17 protein-coding genes are annotated in these 15,201 nt (G+C 67.7%); 10 read left to right on the top strand and 7 right to left on the bottom strand.

Annotated features, from left to right (window positions below):
• Positions 1-116: 116 nt before the first annotated feature.
• The 4 genes from V6M56_RS17560 (at position 117) to bluB (ending at position 3,471) form a co-directional block, all read left to right on the top strand.
• Entirely contained in the window at positions 117-521 is a 405-nt protein-coding gene (locus V6M56_RS17560) for a cobalamin biosynthesis protein (RefSeq protein WP_332685451.1), read from the top strand.
• Complete coding sequence (gene cobM, locus V6M56_RS17565; protein WP_332685452.1) at positions 518-1,282, top strand: precorrin-4 C(11)-methyltransferase; 765 nt, start codon at positions 518-520, stop codon at positions 1,280-1,282. Before V6M56_RS17560 ends, cobM begins: the two co-directional genes overlap by 4 nt.
• A 109-nt stretch (positions 1,283-1,391) precedes the next feature.
• Positions 1,392-2,717, top strand: a complete 1,326-nt coding sequence (locus V6M56_RS17570; protein WP_332685453.1) for a cobyrinate a,c-diamide synthase — start codon at positions 1,392-1,394, stop codon at positions 2,715-2,717.
• 145 nt (positions 2,718-2,862) lie between these two features.
• Positions 2,863-3,471: a 5,6-dimethylbenzimidazole synthase gene (gene bluB / locus V6M56_RS17575; RefSeq protein WP_332685454.1), complete on the top strand. Its 609-nt coding sequence runs from the start codon at positions 2,863-2,865 to the stop codon at positions 3,469-3,471.
• Positions 3,472-3,675: 204 nt separating this feature from the next.
• On the opposite strand, the gene V6M56_RS17580 is transcribed toward bluB, so the two are convergent.
• Positions 3,676-4,329 (bottom strand): 3-oxoacid CoA-transferase subunit B, encoded by a 654-nt coding sequence (locus tag V6M56_RS17580; RefSeq protein ID WP_332685455.1) that lies wholly within the window; start codon positions 4,327-4,329, stop codon positions 3,676-3,678.
• 143 nt (positions 4,330-4,472) lie between these two features.
• Positions 4,473-5,177 carry a CoA transferase subunit A gene (locus tag V6M56_RS17585; protein WP_332685456.1) on the bottom strand — a complete coding sequence of 235 codons (705 nt, stop codon included), beginning with the start codon at positions 5,175-5,177 and terminating at the stop codon, positions 4,473-4,475.
• A gap of 244 nt (positions 5,178-5,421) precedes the next feature.
• On the opposite strand from V6M56_RS17585, the gene V6M56_RS17590 reads away from it, so the two are divergent.
• From V6M56_RS17590 to V6M56_RS17610, 5 genes are all read left to right on the top strand, one after another.
• Positions 5,422-6,186, top strand: coding sequence for an ABC transporter ATP-binding protein (locus V6M56_RS17590; protein WP_332685457.1), 765 nt, complete (start codon positions 5,422-5,424; stop codon positions 6,184-6,186).
• Positions 6,176-6,919 carry an ABC transporter ATP-binding protein gene (locus V6M56_RS17595; protein ID WP_332685458.1) on the top strand — a complete coding sequence of 248 codons (744 nt, stop codon included), beginning with the start codon at positions 6,176-6,178 and terminating at the stop codon, positions 6,917-6,919. Before V6M56_RS17590 ends, V6M56_RS17595 begins: the two co-directional genes overlap by 11 nt.
• 37 nt (positions 6,920-6,956) lie before the next feature.
• Positions 6,957-8,159, top strand: a complete 1,203-nt coding sequence (locus tag V6M56_RS17600; protein ID WP_332685459.1) for an ABC transporter substrate-binding protein — start codon at positions 6,957-6,959, stop codon at positions 8,157-8,159.
• A 163-nt stretch (positions 8,160-8,322) separates the two neighbouring features.
• Positions 8,323-9,210: a branched-chain amino acid ABC transporter permease gene (locus tag V6M56_RS17605; protein WP_332685460.1), complete on the top strand. Its 888-nt coding sequence runs from the start codon at positions 8,323-8,325 to the stop codon at positions 9,208-9,210.
• 57 nt (positions 9,211-9,267) lie between these two features.
• Positions 9,268-10,251: a branched-chain amino acid ABC transporter permease gene (locus tag V6M56_RS17610; RefSeq protein ID WP_332685461.1), complete on the top strand. Its 984-nt coding sequence runs from the start codon at positions 9,268-9,270 to the stop codon at positions 10,249-10,251.
• A gap of 9 nt (positions 10,252-10,260) precedes the next feature.
• Here V6M56_RS17610 and V6M56_RS17615 read toward each other — a convergent pair whose 3' ends face one another.
• The 5 genes from V6M56_RS17615 to V6M56_RS17635 all read right to left on the bottom strand — a co-directional run bounded on the left by V6M56_RS17615 (position 10,261) and on the right by V6M56_RS17635 (position 13,551).
• Entirely contained in the window at positions 10,261-10,635 is a 375-nt protein-coding gene (locus V6M56_RS17615) for a c-type cytochrome (RefSeq protein ID WP_332685462.1), read from the bottom strand.
• Positions 10,632-11,639 (bottom strand): Vgb family protein, encoded by a 1,008-nt coding sequence (locus tag V6M56_RS17620; protein ID WP_332685463.1) that lies wholly within the window; start codon positions 11,637-11,639, stop codon positions 10,632-10,634. The genes V6M56_RS17615 and V6M56_RS17620 overlap by 4 nt, the downstream gene beginning before the upstream one ends.
• A 100-nt stretch (positions 11,640-11,739) precedes the next feature.
• Positions 11,740-12,375 carry a 2-hydroxychromene-2-carboxylate isomerase gene (locus V6M56_RS17625; RefSeq protein WP_332685464.1) on the bottom strand — a complete coding sequence of 212 codons (636 nt, stop codon included), beginning with the start codon at positions 12,373-12,375 and terminating at the stop codon, positions 11,740-11,742.
• A gap of 5 nt (positions 12,376-12,380) precedes the next feature.
• Positions 12,381-12,911 carry an isochorismatase family protein gene (locus V6M56_RS17630; RefSeq protein WP_332685465.1) on the bottom strand — a complete coding sequence of 177 codons (531 nt, stop codon included), beginning with the start codon at positions 12,909-12,911 and terminating at the stop codon, positions 12,381-12,383.
• A 4-nt stretch (positions 12,912-12,915) separates the two neighbouring features.
• A complete protein-coding gene (locus tag V6M56_RS17635; RefSeq protein ID WP_332685466.1) occupies positions 12,916-13,551 on the bottom strand; it encodes a TetR/AcrR family transcriptional regulator in 636 nt (211 codons plus the stop codon).
• Positions 13,552-13,649: 98 nt separating this feature from the next.
• On the opposite strand from V6M56_RS17635, the gene V6M56_RS17640 reads away from it, so the two are divergent.
• Entirely contained in the window at positions 13,650-15,185 is a 1,536-nt protein-coding gene (locus tag V6M56_RS17640; protein ID WP_332685467.1) for a 4-hydroxyphenylacetate 3-hydroxylase family protein, read from the top strand.
• Positions 15,186-15,201: the final 16 nt, after the last annotated feature.

Consider the following 15,201-nt stretch of genomic DNA (forward strand, 5'->3'; position numbering starts at 1 on the left):
CGAAGTCCCGGGAGCCATCGTAAGGCACCGGAGCCCTACGATGGATCCCGGAGCTGCGCCGCTCCGCGGCTTGTCCAGGATGACGGCACGGTATTGTCCAGTGGTGGTGTGTACCCATGACGGGCACGCTGATCGCCGGAATCGGTCTGCGTCCCGGCACGAGCACGCAGGATATCCGCGCCTGCCTCGACGATGCGCTGGCGCAGGCTGGACTCGCCGAGGCTCCGACGCGCATCGCGACGCTGGCGAGCCGCTTCGATGAGCCGGGCCTTGCCGAACTGGCGACCGCCCTGAATGTGGCGCTCGTCGCCATTCCCGACGAGGCGCTAGCAGGCTTTGAAGCCGCCTGCGCCACGCGCTCGACCCGGATCGCCGGACTTTACGGCGTCGGCTCGGTGGCCGAGGCGGCGGCCCTCGCCGCGGCAGGACCGGGCGCCGTGCTGGTGCAGCCGCGCATCGCCACCGCCCGCGTCACCTGCGCGCTCGCACGCGGCGCCGAAACGGGCGAGAGCTCTTCATGACCGTGCATTTCATCGGCGCCGGCCCCGGCGCGCCCGATCTGATCACCCTGCGTGGGCGCGACCTGATCGCGGCTGCGCCCGTCTGCCTCTATGCCGGCTCGCTGATCCCGCAGGCGATGCTGGGCTGGTGCCCGGCGGGCGCGCGCATCATCGACACCGCCCCGCTCGACCTCGACGCGATCATCGCGGAAATCGAGAGGGCTCATGCCGAAGGCAAGGACGTCGCCCGGCTGCATTCCGGCGACATTTCGATCTGGAGCGCGGTCGGCGAACAGATGCGCCGGCTCGAGGCGCTCGGCATCCCCTATGAGGTGACGCCCGGCGTGCCAGCCTTCGCGGCCGCCGCAGCGCTGCTCAAGCGCGAGCTGACCTTGCCCGGCGTGGCGCAGTCGCTGGTGCTGACGCGGACCTCGGGGCGCGCCTCGGCGATGCCGGAGAAGGAGAGGCTCGCGACGTTTGCCGCCTCCGGCGCGACGCTAGCCATCCATCTCTCGATCCATGTGATCGAGCAGGTCGCGGCGGAGCTGGCGCCTCACTATGGCACCGACTGCCCGGTCGCCGTGGTGTTCCGCGCCTCCTGGCCGGACGAACGCGTGCTGCGCGGCACACTTGCGGGCATCGCGGCCGAGGTGCGCGCTGCTGCGCTGGAGCGCACGGCGCTGGTCCTGGTCGGCCCGGCGCTCGGCTCGGAAGATTTCGGCGAGAGCGCGCTCTATTCCGCCGGCTACGACCGCCGCTTCCGGCCGGGCGGAGGTATCTGATGGCGAATCGTCATTGCGAGCGGAGCGAAGAAATCAAGGGGGGCACGCTGCACGGCCCCTGGATTGCTTCGTCGGCTGCACCTCCTCGCAATGACGGGGAGCGGCGCTCATGACAGCCCGCGGAATCCTCATCGCGGCGCCGCGCTCCGGCTCCGGCAAGACCACGATCACATTGGGTCTCCAACGCGCGCTGGTCCGGCGCGGGCTTGGCGTGCGCGGGCTGAAATGCGGGCCGGACTATATCGACCCCGCCTTCCACGCCGCCGCCACCGGCGCGCCCAGTGCCAATCTCGACAGCTATGCCATGCCGGACGCGCTGCTCGCCGGCATCGCCGGCGCGGCCGCCGAGGCGGCGGAGATCATCGTCGCCGAAGGCTCGATGGGGCTGTTCGACGGCGTGCCGGGCGCGGAGGGCCATACCGGCGCCAGCGCCGACATCGCCGCCCTGCTCGGCTGGCCGGTCGTGCTCGTCGTCGACGTCTCGGGGCAGGCGCAATCGGCCGGCGCGGTCGCACTCGGCTGCATGCTCTACGATCCGCGCATCAGGATCGCCGGGGTCATCCTCAACAAGGTCGCGAGCGAGCGGCATCGGCGTCTGGCCGCAGCCGGCATGGAGAAGGTCGGCCTGCCGGTCTTCGGCGCGCTGCCGCGCGAGGCCAGCCTGATCCTGCCCGAGCGCCATCTCGGACTGGTGCAGGCCGGCGAGACGGCCGACCTGCATGCCAGGCTCGACGCGCTGGCGGAAGCGATCGCCGCTGCCGTCGATCTCGATATGGTCATCTCGGCGGCGACGGCGACGACCTTGCCGGTATCGGCCAAGGCCGGACCTGCCCTGCCCGCGCCCGGAAAGCGCATCGCCATCGCCCGCGACGCCGCCTTCAGCTTCGTCTACCCGCATGTCGAAGCCGGCTGGCGCGACCAGGGCGCCGAGCTTCTGCCGTTCTCGCCGCTGGCCGACGAGCCGCCGCCGGAGAGCTGCGACGCCTGCTGGCTGCCCGGCGGCTATCCCGAGCTTCACGCCGGCCGGATCGCTGCCGCCTCGCGTTTCCTGGCAGGCCTGTGCACTTTCGCGCAAACGCGGCCCGTCCATGGCGAGTGCGGCGGCTACATGGTGCTCGGCAAGGGCCTGACCGATGCCGAAGGCGTCCATCACGCCATGGCCGGCCTGCTCTCGGTCGAGACCAGCTTTGCCAAGCGCAAGATGAATCTCGGCTATCGCAATGCCGTGCTCGAAGTCGACGGCCCGCTCGGCCCGGCCGGCCAGCGTCTCAACGGGCACGAATTCCACTATGCCAGCATCGTCTCGCAGGGCGAGGATCCGCCGCTCGCCATGGTCAGCGACCCGCATGGCTCGGCGCCGACCGCCGCAGGCAGCCGGCGCGGCCTGGTCACCGGGTCTTTCTTCCACGCGATCGCGGTACGGGAGGAAGCGTGACGCGGCCGGTCGCATCCACAACCCTCATCCTGAGGAGCCGCGCAGCGGCGTCTCGAAGGATGCTTTCAGCGCGCACTGGAACATCCTTCGAGATGCGGGCTGCGCCCGCTCCTCAGGATGAGGGCTGAGAAGCGGAGTCGGGCCCATGCCACCCGCCTTTGACGACGCCTTCACGGAAAAGCTCGGCGAGTTGCTGGCCTGGCGCCGCGATGTCCGCCGCTTCCGGACGGAAGCCCTGCCGGAAGCGCTGCTGGCGAAGCTCATCGAGCTGATGCAGCTCTCGCCCTCGGTCGGCCATTCGCAGCCCTGGCGCTGGCTGCGGCTGCGCGATCCGGGGCAGCGCGCCGCGGTCCAGGCGAGCTTTTCCGCCTGCAATGCGCAGGCGCTGGCCGATTACGAGGGCGAGCAGGCCCGGCTCTACGCCACGCTGAAGCTGGAAGGCCTGCGCGAGGCGCCGGAGCAGTTCGCGGTGTTCTGCGACCATGGCACGGCGCAGGGCCACGGGCTCGGCCAGCGCACCATGCCGGAGATGCTGGACTATTCGGTCGTCGCCGCGATCACGCAGTTCTGGCTCGCGGCGCGCGCCCATGGCGTCGGCGTCGGCTGGGTCTCGATCCTCGATCCCGAGGAGGTCCGGCGCATCGCCGGCGCGCCGCCGCAGTGGAAGCTGATCGGCTATCTCTGCGTCGGCTTCCCGGAGGAGGAGCACGACGTGCCGGAGCTGGTGCGGGCGGGCTGGGAGAAGGGTCGGTAGGTGCTCTGGCCTCGACAAGCAAGCGCGGGAGCCCTCTCCCATAGGGAGAGGGTTGGGTGAGGGGTCGGCCAGAACACCAGCAAAACTGAACGCAGGCAGCGGCCCGGTCACGGCCGGGACGTCGCACGGCCTACACCTCACCCCTGCCCCTCTCCTTACAGGAGAGGGGTTCCCCGCGGGTTCTCGTCGTAGTTTACGCTTCGCCTACAGCGCGACCTTGAAGCCGGCTTCGGTCTTGCCCTTGATCTCGTCGAGGCTGACGCCTTCGGCGAGCTCGATCAGGGTCATGCCGCCGCCGTTCTCGTCGATCTTGAAGACGCCGAGATCGGTGATCACCATGTCGACGACGCCGGCGCCGGTCAGCGGCAGGTCGCAGGCCTTGAGCAGCTTCGGCGATTCCGAGCCGTCCTTGTTCCTGGCGACATGCTCCATCACCACGACGACCTTCTTGACGCCGGCGACGAGGTCCATGGCGCCGCCCATGCCCTTCACCACCTTGCCGGGGATCATCCAGTTGGCGAGATCGCCGTTCTCCGCGACCTGCATGGCGCCGAGGATGGAGAGATCGATATGGCCGCCGCGGATCATGCCGAACGAGTCGGCCGAGGAGAAATAGCTCGTCGTCGGCAGCTCGGTGATGGTCTGCTTGCCGGCATTGATCAGATCGGGATCCTCGTCGCCCTCGTAAGGGAACGGGCCCATGCCGAGCATGCCGTTCTCCGACTGGAGCTGCACGCTCATGCCGTCGGGGATGTAGTTCGAGACGAGCGTCGGGATGCCGATGCCGAGATTGACGTAAAAACCGTCCTGCAGCTCCTTGGCGGCACGGGCGGCGATCTGTTCACGGGTCCAGGCCATGGTTTCTCTCCAAATTCGCGTTCAAACGGTCCGGCCCCGTTCGTCAGGAGCGCAGCGACGAGGCAATCCAGGAGGACGTGGAGCGCTGCCGCCCCTGGATCGCTTCGCTACGCTCGCAATGACGGCGAAGGCCGGCGCATGGCTCAGGCCGCGCGCTTGCGGGTGGTGCGCTGCTCGATGCGCTTGACCGGATCTTGCACATGCACGATCCGCTTCACGAAGATGCCGGGCGTGTGCATCTGGTCGGGGTCGATCTCGCCGGCCGGGACGAGATGCTCGACCTCGGCGACGGTGAAGCGCGAGGCCGAGGCCATCATCGGATTGAAGTTGCGCGCCGTCTTCCGGTAGACGAGGTTGCCTTCGGTATCGCCCTTCCAGGCGTGGACGATCGAGATGTCGGCGAAGAGGCCGCGCTCCATGATGTAGCGCTCGCCGTCGAACTCGCGCTCCTCCTTGCCCTCGGCGATCAGCGTGCCGACGCCGGTCTTGGTGAAGAAGGCCGGGATGCCGGCGCCGCCGGCGCGGATGCGCTCGGCCAGCGTGCCCTGCGGGGTGAATTCGAGCTCGAGCTCGCCGGCGAGGTATTGCTGGGCGAAGAGCTTGTTCTCGCCGACATAGGAACTGATCATCTTGCGGATCTGGCGGGTCTCGAGCAGCACGCCCAACCCCGCCCCGTCGACGCCGGCATTGTTCGAGATGAAGGTCAGGTTCTTGGCGCCGGAATCGCGGATCGCCGCGATCAGCGTCTCCGGGATGCCGCAAAGGCCGAAGCCGCCGGCCATGATGGTCATGCCGTCCTTGACGACGCCGGCCAGAGCCGCCGCCGCATCCGGATAAACCTTCTTCATCGTGATGCCTTTTGTCGCTCGGATTGGAACTGCCTTCCCTCACAGCACTAGCCGAGCGCGTGGTGCGCTTGCAACCTGAAGGAAGCGGCTCCTACGCCTTTGGTCTAAGCGCGGGCCCTTCACGCTTATGGCATGGACTTACCTGCACGCACGCGCCGTTGACATGGGCGATATGCGCGGTGCAGCATGCGGCCAGGGGACAAACAAGCAAGAATGAGCAGGGTGGTCGCCATGTGTGCGTGGTATGTCTGAGGATATTATTCTCTCGACGTCGGGTCTTACGAAAGAATTCGCCGGCTTTACCGCAGTCAATGGAGTAGACCTCAGCGTCAAGCGGGGCACGATCCACGCCCTGATCGGCCCGAACGGCGCCGGCAAGACGACCTGTTTCAACCTGCTGACCAAGTTTCTCGCCCCGACGCGCGGCTCGATCGTCTATAACGGGCGTGACATCACGCGGCAGCGGCCGGCGGATATCGCGCGGCTGGGGCTGGTGCGCTCCTTCCAGATCTCGGCGGTGTTCCCGCAGCTCAGCGTGATGAACAATGTTCGCATCGCTCTGCAGCGCAAGCGCGGCGACAGCTTCGACTTCTGGCGTTCGGAGGACGTGCTGCGCTCGCTGGACGACGAGGCGCTGGCGCTGGTCGAGGCCGTGGGCCTGTCCGCCTTCGCCGAACTGCCGGCGGTCGAGCTCTCCTACGGCCGCAAGCGCGCGCTCGAGATCGCCACGACCCTGGCGCTCGACCCCGAGATGCTGCTGCTCGACGAGCCGATGGCCGGCATGGGCCGCGAGGATATCGAGCGCATCGCAACGCTGATCCGCAAGGTCTCGCAGAACCGCACGATCCTGATGGTCGAGCACAACCTCTCGGTCGTCGCCTCGCTGTCGGACCGCATCACCGTGCTGGCGCGCGGCCAGGTGCTGGCCGAGGGCGACTACGCCACGGTCTCGAAGGATCCGCGCGTGATCGAGGCCTATATCGGCTCGGGAGTCGGCCATGGCCATTGAAGCGACCCTGGAGCGTCAGGTCCAGGCCGGGGTGAAGCCGCTGCTGCGCGTCCACGGGCTCGAGGCCTGGTATGGCGAGAGCCATGTGCTGCACGGCATCGACCTCGATGTCGGCGAGGGCGAGGTGGTGACGCTGCTCGGCCGCAACGGCGCCGGCAAGACGACGACCCTGAAGTCGATCATGGGCGTGATCGGCAAGCGCAAAGGCTCGGTCTCGTTCGGCGGCCAGGAGACGATCGGGCTGCCTTCGCGCGCGATCGCCCGGCTCGGCCTCGGCTATGTCCCCGAGGAACGCGGCATCTACTCGACCCTCTCGGTCGAGGAGAACCTGATGCTGCCGCCGCAGGTGAAGCCCGGCGGCCTCTCGGTGGCGCAGATCTTCGAGCTCTTCCCCAACATCAAGGAGCGGCTGAAGAGCCAGGGCACCAAGCTCTCCGGCGGCGAGCAGCAGATGCTGGCGATCGGGCGCATCCTGCGCACCGGCGCCCGCCTGCTCCTGCTCGACGAGCCGACGGAAGGGCTCGCGCCGGTGATCATCGACCAGATCGGCGCCACCATCGCAAAACTGAAGCGAGAGGGGTTCACCATCATCCTGGTGGAGCAGAATTTCCGCTTCGCCGCGACGGTCGCCGACCGCCATTACATCGTCGAGCAAGGCAAGGTCATCGACATGATCCCGAACGCCGAGCTCGACGCCAATATCGACAAGCTACACGGCTATCTCGGCGTCTGAACCAGCCCAGAACAACAATAGACAGTGGAGGAACGGCATGAAGATCACAGCATTGCTTCTTGGAACCGCCCTCGCCGCCCTGGCGGCGGGCGTCGCGCAGGCCCAGACCAGCGTCAAGGTCGGCGTGATGAACGACCGCTCCGGCCTTTATGCCGACCTTTCCGGCGAGGGCTCGGTGATCGCCGCGCGCATGGCGGTGGAGGATTTCAAGGCGGCCGAGAAGGGCATCAAGGTCGAGATCGTCTCGGCCGACCACCAGAACAAGCCCGATGTCGGCTCGACCATCGCCCGGCAGTGGTATGATCAGGACGGGGTCGACGCGATCCTCGACGTGCCGACCTCCTCGGTCGCGCTCGCGGTGAACCAGATCACCAAGGAAAAGAACAAGATCCTCATCAATTCGGGCGCGGCCTCCTCGGACCTGACCGGCAAGGCCTGCTCGCCGAACACGATCCACTGGACCTACGACACCTACGCACTGGCCCAGGGCACCGGCGGCGCCATGGTCAAGGCCGGCGGCGACAGCTGGTTCTTCCTGACCGCCGACTACGCCTTCGGCCATGCGCTCGAGCGCGACACCGGCGCCGTCGTCACCAAGGCCGGCGGCAAGGTGCTGGGCGCGGTGCGCACCCCCTTCCCGGGCACGGACTTCTCGTCCTTCCTGCTGCAGGCCCAGGCGTCGAAGGCCAAGGTCATCGGCCTCGCCAATGCCGGCGGCGACACGATCAACTCGATCAAGCAGGCGGGCGAGTTCGGCATCGTGGCGGGCGGGCAGAAGCTCGCCGGGCTGCTCGTCTTCATCACCGACGTGCACGCGCTCGGCCTGCAGACGGCGCAGGGGCTGGTCCTGACCGAAGCCTTCTACTGGGATCTGAACGACCAGACCCGCGCCTGGTCGGAGCGCTTCGCCAAGCTCAACGGCGGCAAGAAGCCCTCCATGGTCCAGGCCGGCGTCTATTCCGGCCTGCTGCACTATCTCAAGGCGATCGAAGCGACGAAGGGCAAGGATCCGACCGCGGTGATGGCCAAGATGAAGGAAATGCCGACGGACGACCCGCTGTTCGGCAAGGGCTCGGTCCGCGTCGACGGCCGCAAGATGCACAACATGTATCTGTTCGAGGTCAAGAAGCCGTCGGAATCGAAGGCCCCCTGGGACTACTACAAGCAGGTCGCAGTGCTGAAGGCCGAAGACGCCTTCAAGCCGCTTTCCGAAAGCGAATGCCCGCTCGTCAAGAAGTGAGCCTTTGAGGCTGAAGCGTCGTCCCGGGCGCCCGCAGGGCGACCCGGGACCCATGCCTGAGCCTCTCCGATGATCCGTCAGGCATGGATCCCGGATCTCCGCTTCGCTCCGTCCGGGATGACGGGGTATCGACAGCACGATCTAAGATAAGCGCAGCCAAACCATGTTCGAGCTTCTCGGAATCCCGCCACAAGCCCTGTTCGGCCAGCTCCTGCTCGGCCTGATCAACGGCTCGTTCTACGCCATCCTCAGCCTCGGGCTGGCGGTGATCTTCGGCCTGCTCAACATCATCAACTTCACCCATGGCGCGCAGTACATGATGGGCGCCTTCGTCGCCTGGATGTGCCTGAACTATCTCGGCATCAACTACTGGGCCGCACTGCTGCTGGCGCCGGTCATCGTCGGCGTCTCGGGCGTGATCATCGAGCGGCTTTTCCTCAAACGCATCGCCCATCTCGACCATCTCTACGGCCTGCTGCTGACCTTCGGCCTGGCGCTGATCATCCAGGGCCTGTTCCGCAACAACTACGGCTCGTCGGGCCTGCCCTACCAGATCCCGCCGCAGCTCGCGGGCGGGCACAATCTCGGCTTCATGTTCCTGCCGACCTATCGCGGCTGGGTGATCGTCGCCTCGCTGATCGTCTGCCTCGGCACCTGGTTCCTGATCGAGAAGACCCGGCTCGGCGCCTATCTGCGCGCCGCCACCGAGAACCCGGCCCTGACCCAGGCCTTCGGCATCAACGTGCCGCTGCTGGTGACGCTGACCTACGGCTTCGGCGTGGCGCTGGCGGCGTTCGCCGGCGTGCTCGCGGCGCCGATCTACTCGGTCAACCCGAACATGGGTGGCGACCTGATCATCGTCGTCTTCGCCGTCGTCGTCATCGGCGGCATGGGCTCGATCATGGGCGCCATCGTCACCGGCTTCGGGCTCGGGCTGGTCGAGGGCCTGACCAAGGTCTTCTACCCCGAAGCCTCCGCCACCGTGATCTTCATCGTCATGGTGCTGGTGCTGCTGGTGAAGCCGGCCGGCCTGTTCGGGCGCACGGCCTGATGCGCGCCCCTGTCATCCTCACGGCCTCGCAGCCGCTTCATCCCCAAGGAGCCGCCCATGGCTGACGTTCTGCCTGCCGCCGGCGCCCCGGCGAGCGACGAGGCCAGTCGCGGCACCGGCACCCTGCACCGCAACCTCTTCATCGGCATCGCGATCGCGCTGGCGATCGCGCCCTTCGTCGCCTATCCGGTCTTCGTGATGAAGGTGCTGTGCTTTGCGCTGTTCGCGCTCGCCTTCAATCTTCTGCTTGGCTATGGCGGCCTGCTTTCCTTCGGCCACGCCGCCTATTTCGGCATGGCAAGCTATGTCAGCGCCTACACCGCCAAGTACTGGGGCCTCAATCCGGAATTCGCGATCCTGCTCGGCACCGGCGTCGCTGCCATCCTCGGCCTCGTCTTCGGCGCGCTGGCGATCCGCCGGCAAGGCATCTACTTCGCCATGATCACCCTGGCGCTGGCGCAGATGGTGTTCTTCTTCTCGCTGCAGACGCCGGGCTTCACCGGCGGCGAGGACGGCATCCAGGCGGTACCGCGCGGCAAGCTCTTCGGCCTGGTCGACCTCGCCGACGATCTGACCCTGTACTGGGTCGTGGCGCTGATCTTCATGGGCGGCCTGCTCGCCTTCTACCGGATCATCCATTCGCCCTTCGGCCAGGTCTGCAAGGCGATCCGCGACAACGAACCGCGCGCAATCTCGCTGGGCTACCGCGCCAACCAGTACAAGCTCGCCGTCTTCGTGCTCTCGGCCACGCTGGCCGGCCTCGCCGGCGCGACCAAGGCGATCGTCTTCCAGCTCGCCTCGCTCACCGACGTCTACTGGACGATGTCGGGCGAGGTCGTGCTGATGACGCTGGTCGGCGGCATGGGCACGGTGTTCGGCCCGATCGTCGGCGCCTTCGTGATCGTCGCCATGCAGAACTTCCTGGCGACCTTCGGCGCCTGGGTCACGGTGATCCAGGGCGTGATCTTCGTGCTCTGCGTGCTGCTGTTCCGCGAAGGCATCCTCGGCGTGGTCTCGAAATGGATCAGGAAGCCGCTCTGAGCGGCGCCGTCATCGCTCGAGCAGAAACACCGCCATCGCCGCGCGATCGGCATCGCTCAGGCCTCCCGGCGGGCTCATCCAGCCGCCGGGAACGATCGAATCGGGGTCGGCGAGATAGGCCTCGAGCCGCTCCGCATCCCAGCGCAGGCCCTGCGCCCGCGCCTGCCTGAAGCCGGGCGAATAGTCGAAACCCCAGGCCGAACCGAGAAGACGGCCGGCGAGCCCGTCGAGAGGCGGGCCGGCCATGCCCGGCCTGCCGGGATCGAGGCTGTGGCAGGACCGGCAACTCTGGAACAGCGCCTCCCCCCGCTTCGCCTCGTCGGCCATCGCGCCCGACCCGCCCGCCAGCACGAACATGGCCAGCGCGACGAGCCTTGCCCTCACGCCGGCTTCACCGTCTGGATGCGCACCAGCCGGTTGGTGCCGCTCTCGCCGCCCCAAGCCTCGCCGGAGCGCCCGTCCATCTGCCGGACATTGGCGCCGGCCCTGTCGCTCGGGAAGCTGTTGAAGTCTTCCGTCAGCGGATCGAAGCGGAGGATGGCATTGGCGGCGAAATCGGTCAGCCAGACCTTGTCGGCATCGTCGACATAGACCGAATAGGTGCGCGGCTTGTCGCCCGGCAGCTTCCAGCCCTTCCAGCTGCCGCTCTCGGTGTCATAGGCCGAGACCTGGCCGGAATTCCATTCGCTGACCCAGATCCGGTTCTTCGAATCGGACCAGACCCGGCGCGCACCCTGCCCGGCCGTCGGCGGCTCGACCACGGTGACGGAGGCCGTCTCGGTGTCGATCCGGGCGATGTGGTTGCCGGCGAGCGAGGCGTACCAGACCTCGCCCGAAGGCGTCAGCGTGATGCCATAGGCGCCCGGCCCGCGCGGGGCGTCGAAGACCTCCATCTTGCCGGTCTTGGGATCAAGGCGGCCGATGATGCCGCTCTGGCCGGTGAACCAGAGGATGCCCTTTTTGTCGAAGACCGGCGTGTTGAGATTAGCGCGCTCGCGGCCCGGCGGCAGTGCGAACAGATCGACCTTGTGGCTCTTGTCGTCGACGCGGGCGATGGCGTTCTGGCCGCCCTCGGTGACCCAGGCGGCGCCATCGGGCCCGCGCACCACGCCATGCGGCGCGGCGCCCTCGCCGAGCGAGATCACCTTGACCTGACGCGTCCGCGGATCGAAGCGCCCGAGCGTGCCGTTGCGCTGGCCGCAGACCCAGAGCGTGCCGTCCCCGGCATCGGTGACGTCGCGCGAACCCTTGATCTCGGGCACGTCGAAATAGGTGACGATGAAGGGGCTGCCCGGGCGCGGCTGCTCCGTCGCCTGCGCGCCCCGCAGGATCAGGCTGGGGGCGGCGATACCGGCAAGGCCGAATTTCAGGAACGAACGGCGCAGCATCGGCGTCTCCTTTCGTTGTCGGCGCGCGGATCATCCGCTTCGCCAGCTTCGGCGTAAACCGACAACGTCGTGAAACTAGGGCGGCCCGCAGCGGGTTCCCTCAGAGCTGCCTTTGCAGGCCGACAGGCAGGGTCGAGACGCGCGCCATTTCCCCATTGAGGAAGTCGCCCGGTGCGGCGAGATAGTCGCGGGCCATCGCCATGGCATCGACGCCCCAGAAGATCTCGCCGTCGATCAGCAGGCTCGGCACGCCGAAGATGCCGGCCGCGACCGCCTCCTCCGTCGCCTGGCGCAAGCTGTCCTTGACGTTCTGGTAGCCGATCGCCTCGACCGCACCCGGCTGCTCGCCGGCAATCGCGACCAGTCCCAGCACCTGCGGATCATTGGCGTCGCGCCCCTCGCCCCAGACCAGGCGGAAGGCTTCGCGCACCGCGGCCTCATCGCCCTCCAGCACCGTCAGCAGGCGCAGCATCGCCAGCGGATTGAAAGGAAGGCTCGGCGGGAAGCGGAAGGGCACGCCCATGGCCGCCGCGACATGCGTCGCGAGGCGATAGGTATGGACGCGCTTCGGCGCGATCTCGGCCGGGCCGAGCTGGCCCCAGGCCTTGAGCACCCCGCCGAAGACGATCGGCCTCAGCACCACCGGCCGGAGCGCGCGGATCGGCTCGAGCCTGGTCAGCGCCAGATGGGCGAAGGGCGAGAGGATGTCGAAATACCAGATGGCGGGCTTGGTCACTGGGCTCACCTGATCAGCCTGGAGGCGGCGCGGAATTGCGGATGCTCGGCGGTGCGCAGCCATTCGAACACCACCATCTCGGTGGTGACGATCTCGGCGCCATGGCGTTCAAGGCGGCGCAGCGCCACCTCCTTGCTCTCGGGCGCCCGCGCGCCGACCGCGTCCTGCACCACGAAGACACGGCGCTGGCGCGCCAGCAGCGAGAGCACGGTCTGGCCGAAGCAGACATGCGCCTCGCAGCCGCAGAGGATCAGCTCCTCGTCGCCGGCGATCGCTTCGAGGAAGCCCGCAGCGCAGCAGGAATCGAAGCTCATCTTGGCGATGACCGGCCCCGCGCCGGCAAGCTCCCCGACCGTCGAACCGAGCCCGGCCGGATTCTCCTCGGTCATCAGGATCGGCACGCCGAGCAGCCCGGCGGCGTCGACCAGCCGGCGGGCATTGGCGACCAGGCGGGGCCCGTCATGGATCGCCGGCATCAGCCGTGCCTGGAAATCGACGATGACGAGGCGCGAGCGGCCGGCATCCATCAGGCTCATCGAATCACCTCCCAGACCGGAGCCGGTCCAGCTCCGTTTCGACATGGCGTTCCATCAAGGCGCGCGGCGGCGTCCCGAACATCAAGATGCGCCGCGTATGCGCCAGCAGGAGCACGCCGGAAGCATGGGCGAAGGCATCGGCCATGATCAAGTCGGCAAGCTCCGCAGCCGCCCCGAGCTCGCGGGCGGCCTCGCGGATCGGCGCCAGGCTCGCCTCCAGCGCCTCGTTCAGCGCCCGGTCGCGCTCGCGGCCGAGGCCGTGCGGGCGCATGCCGCCGCGGAACAGGTAGAAGCCGAGGTCGAGATCGCGCGGATTGGCGGCATAGAAATCGAAGAAGGCGAGCGCCGCGGCGCAGAAGCGCTGCCCGGGGGTCGCGGCTGCCGCGACCGCGACATCGACGAAGGCTCCGAGCGCCGAAAGCGACTGGCCCAGCACCTCGGCATAAAGCGCCTCCTTCGAGTCGAAATGAAAGTAGAGCGCCGCCGGCGTGTAGCCGGCCTCGGCCGCGATCGCCCGCAGCGAGGCGCCGTCGAGCCCGTCGCGCTCGAAGACGCTGCGCGCCGCCGTGACGATCAGGCCGCGCTTGAGATCGGTCGCGGCATAGCGGCCACGCTTTCGTCCCGTCGCCTCGCCGCTCACGCTGAAACCCCTTCCAAAAGACTGCCTGCAAAAGACCGCTTGACGAAAATCTAACACCGTTCGATTTTACCGACAACGACCCGTTGGAGGATGACGCCATGCTGATGGACGCCGCCGGCTATCGCGAATCGCTCCGGAGCTATCGCCCCCGGGTCTTCGTCAACGGCCAGCGCGTCGAAAGCGTCGCCGACGAGCCCCTGCTGGCACCCGGCATCAATGCGGTGGGCGTCACCTACGACCTCGCCCATGACGAGCGCTATCTGCCGATCATGACCGCGCTGCAGACGAGTTCGGGCAAGACCGTCAACCGCATGCTGCATGTCGACCAGAGCTCCAGCGACCTTTTGGCGAAGCTCGAGGCGGTGCGGCTGGTCTGCAAGATCTCGGGCTGCGCCCAGCGCTATCTGACGCATGACGCGCTCGGCGGCATCCTGCAGGCGACGACGCGGGCCGACGCCAATCATGGCAGCGACTACAGCCAGCGCTTCCTTTCCTATCTGCACGACGTCCAGGACCGGGACCTGACGCTCGGCGTCGCGATGACCGACGCCAAGGGCGACCGGGCCAAGCGGCCGGGCGCCCAGGCCAACCGCGATGCCTACGTCCACATCAAGGAGCGGCGGAAGGACGGCATCGTCATTCGCGGCACCAAGGCAATCGTCACCGGCGCGCCCTATATGCATGAATTCCTGGTGATGCCCTGCCGCACCCATGCGCCGGGCGACGAGGATTTCGCGCTCTGCTGCGCCGTGCCCTGCGATGCGGAAGGGCTGACTATCGTAGCGCGGCCCGCCGGGCGGCCGGGCGATCCGGCGGCGAAATTCTCGGCGAAATACGGCCAGTCGACCGGCGCCGTGATGTTCGACGACGTCTTCGTGCCCTGGGACCGGGTGTTCATGGCCGGCGAGATCGAAGAGGCCGGCTATCTCACCACCAGCTATGCCAGCCATCACCGCCATAGCTGCATCGGGGCGCGGGCCGGCTTCGGCGACCTTTTGATCGGCGCCGGCGCGCTGATGATCGAGGCCAACGGGCTCGACGCCGACCGCCATTCCCATGTCCGCGAGCAGATGGTCGAGCTGATCACCATCACCGAGAGCTTTTTCGCCTGCGGCGTCGCGGCCTCGGTCTACTGCCAGAAGGATGCGTCCGGCGTGGCGATGCCCGACACTGTCTTCGCCAATATCGGCAAGCTGCTGCTGGCGACCAAGATCTACGACATGCACCGCATCGCCCATTACGTCTCGGGCGGGCTGATCGTCGCCCTGCCCGGACCGGACGAGGACCACAACCCGGAGACCGCTGCCTCGCTCGCCGCCGTGCTGACCGGGCGGCCGGACGTGCCCTATGAGCAGCGGGCAGAGGTGGCGCGCTTCATCGAGGACCTCACCGTCTCGAAGGAGGCCGGCTGGTATTCGGTGATCTCGCTGCATGGCGGCGGCTCGCCCGAAGCGATGAAGCGCGAGATCTGGCGCAATTATCCGGTGATGGAGAAGGTCGAGCTGGTCGAAAGCCTGCTCGACCGCGGCGTGCTGGCGGACGGCTCGCGGGTCTCGAAGCAGCCCGGGCGCTGCTGCGTCACGGGGTGCGAGGTGCCGGAGCGGATGGTGCCGGCTAAAGTGGCAGCCGAGTAGCGCCCCAATTCGTCAT

This window comes from Allobosea sp. (genome assembly GCF_036675845.1).
Lineage (GTDB): Bacteria > Pseudomonadota > Alphaproteobacteria > Rhizobiales > Beijerinckiaceae > Allobosea.